The sequence below is a fragment of the Streptomyces sp. NPDC018610 genome (assembly GCF_044391765.1).
Lineage (GTDB): Bacteria > Actinomycetota > Actinomycetes > Streptomycetales > Streptomycetaceae > Streptomyces.
In genome coordinates, this window is the sequence record NZ_JBISAL010000008.1 from 134946 (window position 1) to 151509 (window position 16564).

The window sequence follows — 16564 nt, forward strand, 5'->3', positions numbered from 1 at the left end:
GCCCGCAGCCCCCGTGCACGGGGGAGTGAACGCATCACTACCCGTGCGGGCCCCTCGAACACCCCATGATCGCCGATCCCGGACACCACGGCCGCCGGCGGTCCGTACCTGTGCCGCCTGACCTGGCGTCACCGCGCCGGGCACGTCCGGCCGAGCACGGCCGAGCGGCCCTCCCGCCCGGCCGGTTGCGGCCGGGCGGCGCGCGTTGCGCGAGATCCGGGGCCCCCTGCCCCGGGCGGCGGCCGCGCGGCCGCGGACCGGTGCGGACGCGCACGGGCATGCCGGAGGACCGGCTCCCCGTGCGGGGGGAGCCGGTCCTCCGGCGCCGCTCGGCGGTCACTTCCCGTCGAGCAGGTCCCGCACCTTCGTCCGCACCTCGTCCGTGGCCAGACCGCGGATCGTCAGCGTCGTACGGCGGCGCAGCACGTCGTCGGCCGTCTCGGCCCACTCGTGGTCCCGGGCCCACACGACCTGCGCCCAGATCTCCGGGGCGTCGGGGTGGACCCGCTCGCCCAGCTCCGGGTTCTCGTTCGCCAGCCGGGCGATGTCGAAGGCGAGCGACCCGTAGTGCGTGGCCAGGTGCCTGGCGGTGTCGGCGGCCATCCGCGGGCCGGGCGCCGGACGGTCCACCAGCAGCCGGTGGGCGACCGCGCGCGGGTTGGCGATGCCCGGCAGCGGCAGCTTCTTCGGCAGCGTCGAGATCGGCTCGAAGTCGTCGCCCAGCGGGTGGCCGGGCAGCTCCTCCAGCTTCTTCATCACGGTGCGGCCGATGTGCCGGAAGGTGGTCCACTTGCCGCCCGCCACGGACAGCATCCCGCCCTTGCCCTCGGTCACCACCGTCTCGCGCTTGGCCTTGGCGGTGTCGCCGGGGCCGCCCGGCAGCACGCGCAGGCCCGCGAAGGCGTAGGTGATCAGGCTCCGGTCGAGCTGCTGGTCGCGCACGGAGAACGCGGCCTCGTCGAGTATCTGGGCGATGTCCTTGTCGTCGACGGCCACGTCCGCCGGGTCGCCCTCGTACTCCTCGTCGGTGGTGCCGAGCAGCAGCATGTCCTCCCAGGGGAGGGCGAAGGTGATGCGGTACTTGTCGATCGGGGTGGCCAGCGCGGCCTTCCACGGCGAGGTCCGCTTCAGGACCAGGTGCGCGCCCTTGGACAGGCGGATGGACGGCGCGGCGTTCGGGTCCTCCAGCCGGCGCAGGTGGTCGACCCACGGGCCGGTGGCGTTCAGCACCAGACGCGCGTTCACGCCGAACTCGTCGCCGGAGAGCCGGTCCTTGAGCTCGGCGCCCGTCACCCGGCCCCTGGTGAACCGGAGTCCGGTCACCTCGGCGTGGTTGAGGACGACCGCGCCCGCCTCGACGGCCGCGCGGACCGTCATCAGCGCCATGCGCGCGTCGTTCATCTGGTCGTCGCCGTAGACGGCCACGGCCCGCAGGTTCTCGGTGCGCAGCTCCGGCACGTCCTGCGCCGCCTTGGCGGGGGAGAGCAGGTGGCCGACGCCGTCGCCGAACGCGGACAGCGCGGAGTAGGCGAACACGCCCGCCCCGAGCTTGGCCGCGCCGTGCGGACCGCCCTTGTACACGGGGAGGTAGAAGGTGAGCGGGTTCGCCAGGTGGGGGGCCACCTGGCGGGAGACCGCACGGCGCTCGAAGTGGTTCTCCGCGACCAGCTTCACCGCGCCGGTCTGCAGGTAGCGCAGACCGCCGTGGAGGAGCTTGGAGGAGGCGGAGGAGGTGGCGCCGGCGAAGTCACCGGCGTCGACCAGGGCCACCCTGAGGCCGGACTGCGCGGCGTGCCAGGCGGTGGAGATGCCCAGGATGCCGCCGCCGATCACGAGGAGGTCGTACGTCGCCTTGGAGAGCTGCTCCCGGGTCTCGGCGCGGCTCGGGTTGGAGCCGGAGGCCGGGCGCGTCCCCAGGGCAGGCACGGACTGCAGGGTGGACTGACTGGTCATTGCGGTTACTTACTCCTCGTCAGCTTTCTTCGGCGATCCAGCCCATGGTCCGCTCGACGGCCTTGAGCCAGTTCTTGTACTCACGGTCGCGGGTGTCCGCGTCCATGCGGGGGGTCCATTCGGCGGCCCGGCGCCAGTTCTGGCGCAGGTCGTCGGTGGAGGCCCAGAAGCCGACGGCGAGGCCGGCGGCGTAGGCCGCGCCGAGGCAGGTGGTCTCGGCGACCATCGGGCGCACCACGGGGGCGTCCAGGAAGTCCGAGAGCGTCTGCATCAGCAGGTTGTTGGAGGTCATGCCGCCGTCGACCTTCAGCGCCGTCAGCTCGACGCCGGAGTCCTTGGTCATGGCGTCGGCGATCTCCCGCGTCTGCCAGGCGGTGGCCTCCAGGACGGCGCGCGCGAGGTGCGCCTTGGTGACGTACCGGGTCAGGCCGGCGATCACACCGCGGGCGTCGGAGCGCCAGTAGGGGGCGAACAGGCCGGAGAAGGCCGGCACGAAGTAGGCGCCGCCGTTGTCCTCGACCGACAGCGCGAGCGTCTCGATCTCGGCGGCGGTGGAGATCAGGCCCATCTGGTCGCGCATCCACTGCACCAGCGAGCCGGTGACGGCGATCGAGCCCTCCAGCGCGTAGACCGGCTTCTGGTCGCCGATCTGGTAGCCGACCGTGGTCAGCAGCCCGCTGTAGGAGTTGATGATCTTGTCGCCGGTGTTCATCACCATGAAGGTGCCGGTGCCGTACGTCGACTTGGTCTCGCCCTCGGAGAAACAGGTCTGGCCGAACAGGGCCGCCTGCTGGTCGCCGAGCGCGGAGGCGACCGGGATGCCGCCGAGCAGGTCGCCGAGGCGGCCGCCCCTGATCTCGCCGTAGACCTCGGCGGAGGAGCGGATCTCGGGCAGGATCCGCGTCGGCACGCCGATCGACTCGGCGATCCGCTCGTCCCACTCCATGGTGTGCAGGTTCATCAGCATGGTGCGGGAGGCGTTGGTGACGTCGGTGACGTGCTCGCCGCCGTCGACACCGCCGGTCAGGTTCCAGATGACCCAGGTGTCCATGGTGCCGAAGAGGATGTCGCCCGCCTCGGCGCGCTCACGCAGGCCCTCGACGTTGTCGAGCAGCCAGCGGGCCTTGGGACCGGCGAAGTAGGAGGCCAGCGGCAGGCCGGTCTCGCGGCGGAAGCGGTCCTGGCCGACGTTGCGGCCCAGCTCCCGGCAGAGGGAGTCGGTGCGGGTGTCCTGCCAGACGATGGCGTTGTGGACGGGCTCACCGGTGTTCCTGTCCCACAGCACGGTGGTCTCGCGCTGGTTGGTGATGCCGATGGCCTTGATGTCGTCGCGGGTGATGCCGGCCTTCTCGACCGCGCCGGCGACGACCTCCTGGACGTTGGTCCAGATCTCCGTGGCGTCGTGCTCGACCCAGCCCGGCTTGGGGAAGATCTGCTCGTGCTCCTTCTGGTCGACGGAGACGATCCGGCCGTCCCGGTCGAAGACGATGCAGCGGCTGGAGGTGGTGCCCTGGTCGATCGCGGCGATGAACGGGCCGGCGGTGTGGGCGTCGGTCACTGTGTGCTCCTGAGGTCCGTGTGGCTGTGGGGCTGTGGGTACGGCGGGGGCCGGTGTCCGCCGCGCCGAGGCGGCGGACACCGTGCTCGTCAGGCGAACGCGACGTTGTAGATGCCCGCGCCGATGGCGCCGCCGATCAGCGGGCCGACCACCGGGATCCAGGCGTAGCCCCAGTCGGAGCCGCCCTTGTTGGGCAGCGGCAGCAGGGCGTGCACGATGCGGGGGCCGAGGTCACGGGCCGGGTTGATGGCGTAGCCCGTGGGACCGCCGAGGGACAGGCCGATCGAGACCACCACGAGCGCGGTGATCAGGCCGCCGAGGGCGCCCAGGCCGTTCCCGTCGGCGTTCAGGCCCTGGGTGAGGACCGCGAGGATCAGCACGACCGTGCCGATGATCTCCGTGGCGAGGTTCTGCACCACGTTGCGGATCTCCGGACCGGTGGAGAAGACGCCGAGGACGGGGCCGGCGCCCTGCTCCTGGGCTTCGACGGCCTTGGACTCGGTGGCCTGCGCGCCCGGACCGCCGACGATCTCCCTGTCGGTCAGGTGCGCGTTGAACTGGCCGTAGTAGGCGACCCAGACCAGCGTCGCGCCGATCAAGGCGCCCAGGAGCTGGCCGCCGAGATAGGTCGGGACGTCGGACCAGTCGTTGTTCTTGATGGCCAGGGCCACCGTCACGGCGGGGTTCAGATGGGCGCCCGAGAGCGGGCTGGAGATGTAGACGGCCGTCATCACGGCGAAACCCCACCCGAAGGCGATGGCGAGCCAGCCGGCGTTACGGGCCTTGGAGGCCTTCAGGGTGACGGCGGCGCAGACGCCGCCGCCGAGCAGGATGAGTATGGCGGTACCGATGGTCTCGCCGATGAAGATGTCGGAGCTGGACACCCGCGACTCCTTTGTCCTTCGTCCAGGGGTAGCCGAACCCCGGGTCCCGCCGGGGGTCTGGCGCCCTCGGGGGTGAGAGCGATGCCGGCCTCTGGCGTTGTCACACTCTAACGCGTATTGCCGGAAGGTGTTCGACAATGCCGACCGATGGACGCGAGTCTCGCCCGCCGCCTCATGGGCGTCAAGAGTTCTGGTGTCGAAAGCGCGATCGTTACTGATCGGCCACCGCGCCCCGATACGGTCCCGGCTCGCCGGACACGCGAAAGGGCCGGTACGGCGACTGCCGTACCGGCCCGGAGAGACGGGGTACCGCCCGGCGGGGGTGGGTGCGGGGCTCCCCGCGACGAGGGCGACGAAGCCGCCGTACGGCCGTGGCGGGGCGGCCGTACGGGCGCTCAGAACCGCCCGGCGCCCAGGTCCCGCGAGACCGCGCGGGCGCAGTCCCGCACCGAGGCGATCAGTTCGTGGCGCAGCTCGCCGTCCCGGCGCACCCGCTCCACGGCACCGGTGATGCCGACCGCGCCGACCGGCATCCGCCGCCGGTCGTGGATGGGCGCGGCGATGGACGCGACGCCCTCCCAGGTCTCCTCCACGTCGGCCGCGTACCCCCGCGCGCGCGTGAGGTCGAGGATGTGCTCGAAGTCCTCGACGCCGCACACGGTGCGGTCGGTGAAGGCCTTGCGGTCGGCCTCCAGCGCCTCGCTGTGCGCCACCGGGTCGTACGCCGACAGGACCTTGCCGAGGGCGGTGGAGTGCAGGGGCTGCATCGCCCCGATCTCCAGCACCTGCCGGCTGTCGTCCGGGCGGAAGACGTGGTGCACGATCAGCACGCCCTGCTGGTGCAGCACCCCCAGGTGGACGCTCTCCCCGCTGGCGCGCGCGAGGTCGTCGGTCCACACGAGGGCGCGGGCGCGCAGTTCGTGCACGTCGAGATAGGTGGTGCCCAGGCGCAGCAGTTCCGCGCCCAGCTGGTAGCGCCCGGAGGCGTCGTCCTGCTCGACGAAACCCTCCTGCTGGAGGGTGCGCAGTATGCCGTGGGCGGTGCCTTTGGCGAGGCCCAGCGACGAGGCGATGTCCGACAGGCCGAGTCGCCGCTCGCCGCCCCCGAGCAGCCGCAGCATCGCGGCCGCCCGTTCGAGCGACTGGATGTTCCGTGCCATCGCCGTCCTGCCCTCCGTCCCCTTCGGCCGCCGGCGGTGATCACGTCCTCCGCCGTTCGGCAATGTCGAACACTACCGGTCGATGCCGACTCCCCGCTAATGGTCGGTCGACACCTGTTACGTCATCCGTCGTCCCGGCGTGACGCGGGAGCCATCCTCGTCCGCCCCGTGGACGCCCTGAACGTCAGGGCCCCGCCCCCGCTAGGCTTGCCGCGTGCACTTCCTCGGCAATCCCCGGGCCCAGCTCCCGGAGAACCCCGGGGAAGCCGCAAAGCCGACAGCCGTCGCACCCAAAGGGAGCCCCTTCATGGCCTCGTTGCCGCCGTCCCCTTCCGCCGACAGCCGGACCCGTGTGTCCGCCCTCCGCGAGGCGCTCGCCACCCGTGTGGTGGTCGCCGACGGGGCGATGGGCACCATGCTCCAGGCCCAGGACCCCACGCTCGAGGACTTCGAGAACCTCGAGGGCTGCAACGAGATCCTGAACGTCACCCGGCCGGACATCGTGCGCTCGGTGCACGCCGCCTACTTCGACGCGGGCGTCGACTGCGTCGAGACCAACACGTTCGGCGCCAACCACACCGCCGCGTCCGAGTACGAGATCGCCGAGCGGGTGCACGAGCTGTCCGAGGCCGGCACGCGCATCGCCCGAGAGGTGGCCGACGAGTACGCGGCCCGGGACGGCCGCACCCGCTGGGTGCTCGGCTCCATCGGCCCCGGCACCAAGCTGCCCACCCTCGGCCACGTCGGCTACGCCACCATCCGCGACGGCTACCAGGCCAACGCGGAGGGCCTGCTGGCCGGCGGCGCCGACGCGCTGATCGTGGAGACCACGCAGGACCTGCTCCAGACCAAGGCCTCCGTCCTCGGCGCCCGGCGCGCCATGGAGGCCACCGGGACGGACGTGCCGCTGCTGGTGTCGATGGCCTTCGAGACCACCGGCACCATGCTGCTGGGCTCGGAGATCGGCGCGGCGCTGACCGCCCTGGAGCCGCTCGGCGTCGACATGATCGGCCTGAACTGCTCCACCGGCCCGGCCGAGATGAGCGAGCACCTGCGCTACCTCACCCGGCACTCCCGCATCCCGCTGCTGTGCATGCCCAACGCCGGCCTGCCCATCCTCACCAAGGACGGCGCGCACTTCCCGCTCGACCCGGAGGGCCTGGCGGACGCCCAGGAGAACTTCGTCCGCGACTACGGACTGTCCCTGGTGGGCGGCTGCTGCGGCACGACGCCCGAACACCTGCGGCAGCTGGTGGAGCGGGTGCGCGGCACGGCTCCGGCGCAGCGGGACCCGCGCCCCGAGCCCGGCGCCGCCTCGCTGTACCAGACGGTGCCCTTCCGCCAGGACACCTCCTACCTCGCGATCGGCGAGCGCACCAACGCCAACGGGTCGAAGAAGTTCCGCGAGGCCATGCTGGAGGGCCGCTGGGACGACTGCGTGGAGATGGCCCGCGACCAGATCCGCGAGGGCGCGCACATGCTCGACCTGTGCGTCGACTACGTCGGCCGCGACGGCGTCGCCGACATGGCGGAGCTGGCCGGCCGCTTCGCCACCGCCTCCACCCTGCCGATCGTCCTGGACTCCACCGAGGTGGAGGTGATCCGGGCGGGCCTGGAGAAGCTCGGCGGCCGCGCCGTGATCAACTCGGTGAACTACGAGGACGGCGACGGCCCCGAGTCGCGGTTCGCGAAGGTCACCGCGCTGGCCCGCGAGCACGGGGCGGCACTGATCGCGCTGACCATCGACGAGGAGGGCCAGGCCCGCACCGCCGAGAAGAAGGTGGAGATCGCCGAGCGGCTGATCGACGACCTGACCGGCAACTGGGGCATCCACGAGGAGGACATCCTCGTCGACTGTCTGACCTTCACCATCTGCACCGGCCAGGAGGAGTCCCGCAAGGACGGCCTCGCCACCATCGAGGGCATCCGCGAGCTCAAGCGGCGCCACCCGAAGGTGCAGACCACCCTGGGCCTGTCGAACATCTCCTTCGGCCTCAACCCGGCCGCCCGGATCCTGCTGAACTCCGTCTTCCTGGACGAGTGCGTCAAGGCAGGCCTGGACTCGGCCATCGTGCACGCCTCCAAGATCCTGCCGATCGCCCGTTTCGACGAGGAGCAGGTCACCACCGCCCTCGACCTGATCCACGACCGCCGCCGCGAGGGCTACGACCCGCTGCAGAAGCTCATGCAGCTGTTCGAGGGCGCCACGGCGAAGTCGCTGAAGGCGGGCAAGGCCGAGGAGCTGGCCGCTCTCCCGCTGGACGAGCGCCTGAAGCGGCGGATCATCGACGGCGAGAAGAACGGCCTGGAGGCCGACCTCGACGAGGCGCTCACCGAGCGGCCCGCGCTCGACATCGTCAACGACACCCTGCTGGACGGCATGAAGGTCGTCGGCGAGCTGTTCGGCTCCGGGCAGATGCAGCTGCCGTTCGTCCTGCAGTCCGCCGAGGTCATGAAGACCGCCGTCGCCCACCTCGAACCGCACATGGAGAAGTCCGACGAGGCCGGCAAGGGCACCATCGTGCTGGCCACCGTGCGCGGCGACGTGCACGACATCGGCAAGAACCTCGTCGACATCATCCTGTCCAACAACGGCTACAACGTCGTCAACCTGGGCATCAAGCAGCCCGTCTCCGCGATCCTGGAGGCCGCCGACGAGCACCGGGCCGACGTCATCGGCATGTCCGGCCTGCTGGTGAAGTCCACGGTGATCATGAAGGAGAACCTGGAGGAGCTGAACCAGCGCGGCCTGGCCGCCGCCTACCCGGTGATCCTCGGCGGCGCCGCCCTGACCAGGGCGTACGTCGAGCAGGACCTGCACGAGATCTACGAGGGCGAGGTCCGCTACGCCCGAGACGCCTTCGAGGGCCTGCGCCTGATGGACGCCCTGATCGGCGTCAAGCGGGGCGTGCCCGGCGCCAAGCTGCCCGAGCTCCGGCAGCGCCGGGTGCGGGCCGCCGCCGTCGAGATCGAGGAGCCGCGGCCGGAGGAGGGCCACGTCCGCTCCGACGTGGCCACCGACAACCCGGTCCCCGAGCCCCCGTTCTGGGGCACCCGGGTGATCAAGGGCATCCAGCTCAAGGAGTACGCGTCCTGGCTGGACGAGGACGCCCTGTTCAAGGGCCAGTGGGGGCTCAGGCAGGCCCGCACCGGCGACGGGCCGACCTACGAGGAGCTCGTCGAGACGGAGGGCCGGCCCCGGCTGCGCGGTCTGCTGGACCGCCTGCAGACCGACAACCTGCTGGAGGCCGCCGTCGTCCACGGCTACTTCCCGTGCGTGTCCAAGGACGACGACCTGATCGTCCTGGACGAACAGGGCAACGAGCGCACCCGGTTCACCTTCCCGCGCCAGCGCCGCGGCCGGCGGCTGTGCCTGGCCGACTTCTTCCGCCCGGAGGAGTCGGGCGAGACGGACGTCGTCGGCTTCCAGGTCGTCACCGTCGGCTCGCGCATCGGCGAGGAGACCGCCCGGCTGTTCGCCTCCGACTCCTACCGCGAGTACCTGGAACTGCACGGCCTGTCGGTCCAGCTGGCCGAGGCCCTGGCCGAGTACTGGCACGCGCGGGTCCGCGCCGAGCTGGGCTTCTCCGGCGAGGACCCGAAGGCCATGCAGGACATGTTCGCCCTGAAGTACCGGGGCGCCCGCTTCTCCCTCGGCTACGGCGCCTGCCCCGACCTGGAGGACCGCGCGAAGATCGCCGAGCTGCTCCGGCCGGAACGCATCGGCGTCCACCTCTCCGAGGAGTTCCAGCTCCACCCGGAGCAGTCCACCGACGCCATCGTCATCCACCACCCCGAGGCGAAGTACTTCAACGCCCGCTGAGGCGCCACGGCGGCGGAGCCGACGCCGCCGCCAGGGCGCCGGAGGGCCGGACACACCCCGCGTCGCCGCGGGGCCCGCGTCCGGCGTCCGCGTGCGGCGCCGGCCTCCACCTCGGCCGGGCGCGCGGCCTCCATGGCGCGCGCCCCGCGACTCCGCGGCGCGCCATGCGACTCGCGTCCGCGTGCCCGACCGGCGTCCGCCGTCCCCGTCCGCCGTGCGGCGAACGGGCGACGCCACGGCACGCCGCGTCCTCGGCGAGCCGTTTGTCGCGGTCACGTCGTACACTGGTCGGTCCACTGCAGGCCGGTTCCCCGCACGGGAACCGGCCTGCGCGTCCCCCAAGGAGGTGCGCCCGGATGACCAGTACGGTCCCCGCGCTCGGAACCCTGCCGTCGGACGGCTCTGCGCTGCAGGCCGTGTTCCTCGACATGGACGGCACCCTGGTGGACACGGAGGGCTTCTGGTGGGACGTCGAGGTGGCGGTCTTCGCCGCCCTCGGCCACACCCTCGACGAGGCCTGGAGACATGTCGTCGTCGGCGGCCCCATGACCCGCAGCGCCGGTTTCCTGATCGAGGCCACCGGCGCCGCCGTCACCCTCGCCGAGCTGACGGTGCTGCTCAACCAGGGTTTCGAGGACCGTATCGACGGTGCCGTCCCGCTGATGCCGGGCGCCGCGCGACTGCTGGCCGAACTGGCCGCGCACGAGATCCCCACCGCCCTGGTCTCCGCCTCCCACCGGCGCATCATCGACCGGGTCCTCGCCTCGCTCGGCCCCCAGCACTTCACCCTGTCGGTCGCCGGCGACGAGGTGGCGCGCACCAAGCCGCACCCCGACCCGTATCTGCTGGCCGCCTCCCGGCTCGGCGTGGACCCGGCCCGGTGCGCGGTCGTCGAGGACACGGCGACCGGCGTCGCCGCGGCCGAGGCGGCCGGCTGCCACGTGGTCGCCGTCCCCTCGGTCGCTCCCATCGCCCCCGCTCCCCGGCGCACGGTGGTCAGCTCGCTCGAAGAGGTCGACCTGCCGTTCCTGCACGGCCTGGTGGCGCACACGTGTTAGCCGCCCGCCCGGCGTGCGAACCGCGCCGGAGCGCCCGTCGGCGCGCCTCGGGAGGAGCGCGAAGGGTGCCGGACGGCTGAAGTCCGCTACGGTTGCAGAGAGTTGTCGAGGTGACGTTCATCACTTGAAATAGGGTCGACAGGGGGCGGGCGATGTGTTTCCCGCCCTCTTTCCGGCGGGGTCACCGTGCCTTTGTGTCCCGTTTGGTAAGACGCTGCACGAATCCTTCCAGTGGCACGTTTTCGGTGTGTCCACACCCGGTTCCGCTGCGTGATGGCGCCCCGCCTCCCGCGGCCGCGAGCCGCCGCGCGGGCGCGGACTAATCTCGTCGCGAGTACATCGGACCCACCCGTGATCCGCCGCGACACACCCTCAGCACGCCGGGTACACGGACCTGACAGCCCTGGAGAAACCCGAGCATGAACCGCAAGACTTTGGTGCTGCCGGCCGTCGTCGGCCTGCTCGCGCCGGTACTCGCCGCGTGCGGCGGGTCCGACAGCGGAAGCGACAGCGGTGACGCCATCGTCGTCGGCACCACGGACCGGTTCACCGCCTCCGAGGACGCACCGGCCCCCGTCGACCCGGCCTACGCCTACGACGTCGGCACCTGGAACGTCCTGCGCCAGACCGTGCAGACCCTGATGATCCAGCCCAAGGGCGACGGCGACCCCGTCCCCGAGGCGGCCGAGAAGTGCGGCTTCACCGACACCGGCAACGAACGCTTCGCCTGCACCCTGCGCTCCGGCCTGGAGTTCGCCAACGGCGACAAGGTCACCGCCGCGGACGTGAAGTACTCCATCGACCGAGCCCGCGCCATCAACGCCGAGACCCAGGTCGCCGGCCTGCTCTCCACCGTCGACACGGTCGAGACCCAGGGCGACAACGAGGTGATCTTCCACCTCAACACCGCCGACGCCACCTTCCCGTACAAGCTGACGACGCCCGTCGCGGGCATCGTCAACCCCAAGGACTACGAGAAGAACAAGCTGCGCGACGGCTTCCAGGTGGACGGCTCCGGCCCGTACACGATGAAGGCGGACGTGAAGAACGACGAGATGGTCGACGCCGTCTTCACCAAGAACCCCAAGTACAAGGGGACGCTGCAGGTCAACAACGACAAGGTGGAGATCCGCTCCTTCCCGGACGCCGACGCCATGGGAGCCGCCCTGGACAAGGGTGACATCGACGTCATGACCCGCGCGATGTCGCCCGAGCAGATCCAGAAGCTCACCAACGCCTCCGGCGGCGACATCGACCTCGTCGAGATGCCCGGCCTGGAGATCCGCTACCTCGGCTTCAACACCGACGCCACCAGCGTCAAGGACAAGGCCGTCCGCAAGGCCATGGCGCAGGTCGTCAACCGCAGCGCGCTGGTCGCCAAGGTCTACGGCACCCAGGCCGAGCCGCTGTACTCGCTGGTCCCGGCCACCATCACCGGCCACTCCAACTCCTTCTTCAACAAGTACGGCGACCCCAGCGACAGCAAGGCGCGCACGCTGCTGAACAAGGCCGGCATCACCACCCCGGTGAAGCTGACGCTGCACTACACGACCGACCACTACGGCTCGGCCACCAAGCAGGAGTTCCAGATCCTGCAGCAGCAGCTCAACGGCAGCGGCCTGTTCGACGTCAATATCGAGGGCACCGAGTGGAAGAAGTTCCACCCGGCCGAGCTGAAGGGCTCCTACGACGTCTACGGCATGGGCTGGTTCCCCGACTTCCCCGACGCCGACAACTTCCTGGCGCCGTTCCTCGACAAGAACAACTTCCTCAACTCGCCCTACGTCAACGACAAGATCCGCAGCCAGCTGATCCCGCAGTCCCGCCGCCAGGCCGACCGGCTCTCCGCCTCCAGCAGCCTGACGGAGATCCAGGACGCCGTCGCCGACGAGGTCCCGGTGCTGCCGCTGTGGCAGGGCAAGCAGTACATCGCCGCCCGCGACGACATCACCGGCGCCGCGTACGCGCTCAACTCCTCCTCCACGCTGCAACTGTGGCAGCTCGGCCGTGGCGTGAGCAGCTGACGCCGCGCCAGGAACCGACACGAGGGCGCCCCTCCCGGATCTCCGGGAGGGGCGCCCTCGTTCCGCGTGCCGCCGGGGCCGCTACTGCGCGCCCGGCCGCACCAGACCGCTCTCGTACGCGTACACCGCCGCCTGCACGCGGTCCCGCAGCCCCAGCTTCGTCAGCACGTGCCCGACATGGGTCTTCACGGTCGTCTCGCTGACGAACAGGTCCGCGGCGATCTCCGCGTTCGACAGCCCGCGCGCCACCAGCTTCAGCACCTCCACCTCACGCTCGGTGAGGGTGTGCAGGGTGTCCGGCACCGGCTCCTCCCCGGACGGCAGATGCGTGGCGTACTTGTCCAGCAGCCGGCGCGTGATGCTCGGCGCCAGCATCGCCTCGCCGCCGGCCACCACGCGGATCGCCTGCACCAGTTCGTTGGCGGGGGCGTCCTTCAGCAGGAAGCCGCTCGCCCCGGCGCGCAGCGCCTCCACCACGTACTCGTCGAGGTCGAAGGTGGTCAGGACCAGCACCTTCGCCGGGCCGTCGCGCTCGGGGCCGGTGATCTGACGGGTCGCCTCCACGCCGTCCATCCGCGGCATGCGGATGTCCATCAGCACCACGTCGGGCTGCAGCGCCCGCACCTGGTCCAGGGCTTGCAGACCGTCTCCGGCCTCGCCCACGACCGCGATGTCCTGCTCCGCCTCCAGGATCATCCGGAATCCGGTGCGCAGCAGTGGCTGGTCGTCGACCAGTAGGACGCGGATGGCCACGTGAGTCTCCTTCGCCGGTTCCCTAGTCCGCGCCCATTCTGCCCTGCACCGGCGACGCGGCTCGTCCCAGGGGCAGCGGGTAGGGCGGGGGAGTGCCGCCGAACTCCGGGCAGTGCGCCCGGTGGTCGCACCAGCCGCACAGCTTGGTGGGGCGCGGCCGCCAGTCGCCGGTCTCGGTGGCCTGCCGGATCGCCTCCCACAGCGCCAGCAGCTTGCGCTCCACCCGCTCCAGATCGGCCAGGACCGGGTCGTACGTCAGTACGTCGCCGCTGCCGAGGTACACCAGCTGGAGCCGCCGCGGGACGACCTTCTTCAGCCGCCACACCACCAGGGCGTAGAACTTCATCTGGAACAGCGCGCCCTCGGCGTACTCGGGCCGGGGCGCCTTGCCCGTCTTGTAGTCGACGATGCGCACCTCGCCCGTGGGGGCCACGTCCACCCGGTCGATGATCCCGCGCAGCCTGAGCCCGGAGGCCAGTTCCGCCTCGACGAACAGCTCCCGCTCGGCCGGCTCCAGCCGGGTCGGGTCCTCCAGCGCGAACCAGCGCTCCACCAGGTGCTCCGCCTCCGACAGCCAGCGCGCCAGCCGCTCGCCGTCCGCGTCGTCGGCGAACAGCTCGACCAGCTCCGGCCGCGACTCGCGCAGCCGGTCCCACTGACCAGGGATCAGCGCCTTGGCCCGGGGCGGCGTCCGCTCCGCGGCCGGCGCGTCGAAAAGCCGTTCGAGCACCGCGTGGACCAGGGTGCCCCGCGTCGCCGCCTCGCTCGGCTTCTCGGGCAGCCGGTCGATCACCCGGAACCGGTAGAGCAACGGGCACTGCATGAAGTCCCCGGCACGCGAGGGCGACAACGAGGACGGCGGCGCGGCCGCACGCCTCGCGACGCCCCCGGCCTCCGCCTCGGGCACGGCCGCGTCGGCCGGCCCCACGGCCCGGGCCGCCGCCCCCGCCTTCGCCGGCACGACGGAGGACCCGGCCGACGCGTCCGCGAGCCCGGCCACGGGCTCGGCCGGGGCGTCTGCCGGTGCGGCCACGGGCTCGGCCGGTGCGCTCGCGGGTGGGGCGGGAGGCTCGGACGGGGTGTCCGCGAGCGCGACCGGAGGCTCGGCCGGGGCGTCCACGGGTCCGGACGGCTGCACGGTCGGCACGTCCGCGGACGGCTGCCCGGCCGGTGCGTCCGTGCCGGGCCCGGCCACGCCGGCCACCGCCGCCCGGGACACGGCCGGCTGCGCGGGCACGGCCGCACCGGGGGCCCCCTCGGGCGCGTCGGTCGTCGCCCCGTCCGCCTCCGCCCCGGCGGCCGTGGCCGGCGCCGACACCGGCGCCTCCGTCCCGGCCGACGGCCGCGCGGCGGCCGTCGGCGCGGGCGTGACCGTCGGCGCGGGCGTGACCGTCGGCGCGGGCGTGACCGCCGGCGCCCCGACCGGTGCGGCCCGGGGCGTCGGGGCCTGCGCCGCCGTGCTCGCCGCCTCGCCGTCGCCCGCCCGCGGCGCGTCCTCGGTGCTCGTCTCCATGCCACAGACCCTACGGCCGGCCACTGACAGCGACCCATTCGTCCGGACTGACCTGCGCGACGACGGGGCAGATGTCAGGGGTGCCAGGCTGAGCCGGAGGCCGTCGCCGCATACCATCGACCCGATACCTCCCGTCCGGCAGGCACGGGACGCGCTTCGAACGAGGGGACACCGTGGACGTGAGCGGCGGAAGCGGGCAGCCGCGGTCCGGCAGTGACGAGTCGGCGCGGTCCCAACCGGACCCCACGGCGCCGGCCACCGGCTCCGCGCACCGCCACGACGCCGGACCGGCCGCCCGGCCTGCCGAGCCCGCCGAGGGCGCGGCCCCGGACGAGCCCCGTACGCCCCAGGCCCCCGACGAGCCGGCCCCGGCCCCCGCACAGGACGCCGACGAGGCCCCCCGGCACGACGCACACGACGCGGACCCGTCCCCGCGGGCCCCCCAGGTCCCGGCGGGACCACCGCAGGACGACGGCGCACCCGAGACATCCGCCGCACCGGCGCCGGCGCCGGACGAGCGTTCCGGCGACGCCCTCGCACCCGCCGAAGGCACAGGCGACGCGGCCCCGCCGCCCCCGCCCGCGCACCCCCCGGCCACGACCGCCCCCGACGCCCACCCCGACCGCGCCCACGCGCAGTCCGGCGCCGGCCGCCCCCGCCCGCCCCGCCGCCCCCGCGAACCCGGCGGCGGCATCCTCATGGGGCGCCCCTTCGGCGTGCCGGTCTACGTCGCGCCCAGCTGGTTCCTGGTCGCCGCGCTGATCACCTGGGTGTTCGGCGGACAGCTCGACCGGGTGCTGCCCGAGCTCGGCGCCGCCCGCTACCTGGTGTCCCTGTTCTTCGCGGTCGCCTTCTACGGCTCCGTCCTCGTCCACGAGCTCGCCCACACCGTCGCCGCCCTCCGCTTCAAGCTCCCCGTCCGCCGCATCCAGCTCCAGTTCTTCGGAGGCGTCTCGGAGATCGAGAAGGAGGCCGAGACCCCCGGCCGCGAGTTCGTCCTCGCCTTCGTCGGCCCCCTGCTCTCCCTGGTCCTCGGCGGCGTCTTCTACCTCGCCCTGCAACCGGTCGAACGCGGCACCGTCCCCGGCGTCCTGCTGGCCGCGCTGATGATCTCCAACTTCATCGTCGCCGCCTTCAACCTGCTGCCCGGCCTGCCCCTGGACGGCGGCCGGATGCTCCGCGCCGTCGTCTGGAAGATCACCGGCAGGCCGATGAGCGGCACCGTGGCCGCCGCCTGGGTCGGCCGTGCCCTCGCCGTGTCCGTCCTCATCGGCCTGCCCCTGCTCAGCCAGTCCGGCGCCCTCGGGGCCACCGCCGAGGACAGCGTCGGCATGGACACCGTCACCGACGCCCTGCTCGCCGCCATCATCGCCGCGATCATCTGGACCGGCGCCGGCAACAGCCTGCGCATGGCCCGGCTGCGCGAACACCTCCCCGAACTGCGCGCCCGCGCCCTCACCCGCCGCGCGGTGCCCGTCGAGACCGCCACCTCCCTCGCCGAGGCCCTGCGCCGCGCCAACGCCGCCGGCGCCCGCGCCCTGGTCGTCGTCGACGGCCACGGCGAGCCCCTCTCCCTCGTCCGCGAGTCCGCCATCGTCGGCGTGCCCGAGCACCGCCGCCCCTGGGTCTCGGCCGGCGAACTCGCCCAGGACCTCACCGAGGGCATGCGGGTCTCCGCGGAGCTGGCCGGCGAAGAACTGCTGGACGTGCTGCGGGCCACCCCGGCGACCGAATACCTGGTGGTGGAGGAGACCGGCGAGATCTACGGCGTGCTCTCCGCCGCCGACGTGGAGCGCGCCTTCGTCAAGGCCATGGCCCGCCCCTCCTGAGCCGCCGGC

Annotated in this window: 10 protein-coding genes; 4 read left to right on the plus strand and 6 right to left on the minus strand. The window is 72.4% G+C overall.

All coding sequences use genetic code 11. The features are described 5' to 3' along the window. Nucleotides 1-336 precede the first annotated feature (336 nt). From ACH5A8_RS21410 to ACH5A8_RS21425, 4 genes are all read right to left on the minus strand, one after another. Nucleotides 337-1953 carry an FAD-dependent oxidoreductase gene (locus ACH5A8_RS21410; protein ID WP_399004200.1) on the minus strand — a complete coding sequence of 539 codons (1617 nt, stop codon included), beginning with the start codon at nt 1951-1953 and terminating at the stop codon, nt 337-339. A gap of 19 nt (nt 1954-1972) precedes the next feature. Beyond that, nucleotides 1973-3511 (minus strand): glycerol kinase GlpK, encoded by a 1539-nt coding sequence (gene glpK, locus ACH5A8_RS21415; protein WP_399004202.1) that lies wholly within the window; start codon nt 3509-3511, stop codon nt 1973-1975. An 89-nt stretch (nt 3512-3600) separates the two neighbouring features. Beyond that, nucleotides 3601-4395 (minus strand): MIP/aquaporin family protein, encoded by a 795-nt coding sequence (locus ACH5A8_RS21420; RefSeq protein ID WP_399004203.1) that lies wholly within the window; start codon nt 4393-4395, stop codon nt 3601-3603. A 395-nt stretch (nt 4396-4790) separates the two neighbouring features. Next, nucleotides 4791-5555: an IclR family transcriptional regulator gene (locus ACH5A8_RS21425; protein ID WP_399004205.1), complete on the minus strand. Its 765-nt coding sequence runs from the start codon at nt 5553-5555 to the stop codon at nt 4791-4793. Between the two features lie 307 nt (nt 5556-5862). Between ACH5A8_RS21425 and metH the strand changes: the two genes are divergently transcribed. From metH to ACH5A8_RS21440, 3 genes are all read left to right on the plus strand, one after another. Further along, nucleotides 5863-9378, plus strand: coding sequence for a methionine synthase (gene metH / locus ACH5A8_RS21430; RefSeq protein WP_399004207.1), 3516 nt, complete (start codon nt 5863-5865; stop codon nt 9376-9378). 356 nt (nt 9379-9734) lie between these two features. After that, the gene (locus ACH5A8_RS21435; RefSeq protein ID WP_399004209.1) at nt 9735-10436 is read left to right on the plus strand and encodes an HAD family hydrolase; all 702 of its coding nucleotides are present in this window, start codon (nt 9735-9737) and stop codon (nt 10434-10436) included. Nucleotides 10437-10855: 419 nt separating this feature from the next. Continuing rightward, nucleotides 10856-12460 carry an ABC transporter substrate-binding protein gene (locus tag ACH5A8_RS21440; RefSeq protein ID WP_399004211.1) on the plus strand — a complete coding sequence of 535 codons (1605 nt, stop codon included), beginning with the start codon at nt 10856-10858 and terminating at the stop codon, nt 12458-12460. Between the two features lie 81 nt (nt 12461-12541). Here ACH5A8_RS21440 and ACH5A8_RS21445 read toward each other — a convergent pair whose 3' ends face one another. Further along, a complete protein-coding gene (locus tag ACH5A8_RS21445) occupies nt 12542-13213 on the minus strand; it encodes a response regulator (protein WP_399004212.1) in 672 nt (223 codons plus the stop codon). 22 nt (nt 13214-13235) lie between these two features. Continuing rightward, a complete protein-coding gene (locus tag ACH5A8_RS21450) occupies nt 13236-14141 on the minus strand; it encodes a RecB family exonuclease (RefSeq protein ID WP_399004618.1) in 906 nt (301 codons plus the stop codon). A 758-nt stretch (nt 14142-14899) separates the two neighbouring features. On the opposite strand from ACH5A8_RS21450, the gene ACH5A8_RS21455 reads away from it, so the two are divergent. Continuing rightward, nucleotides 14900-16555, plus strand: a complete 1656-nt coding sequence (locus ACH5A8_RS21455; protein WP_399004214.1) for a site-2 protease family protein — start codon at nt 14900-14902, stop codon at nt 16553-16555. The last annotated feature ends 9 nt before the right edge of the window (nt 16556-16564 follow it).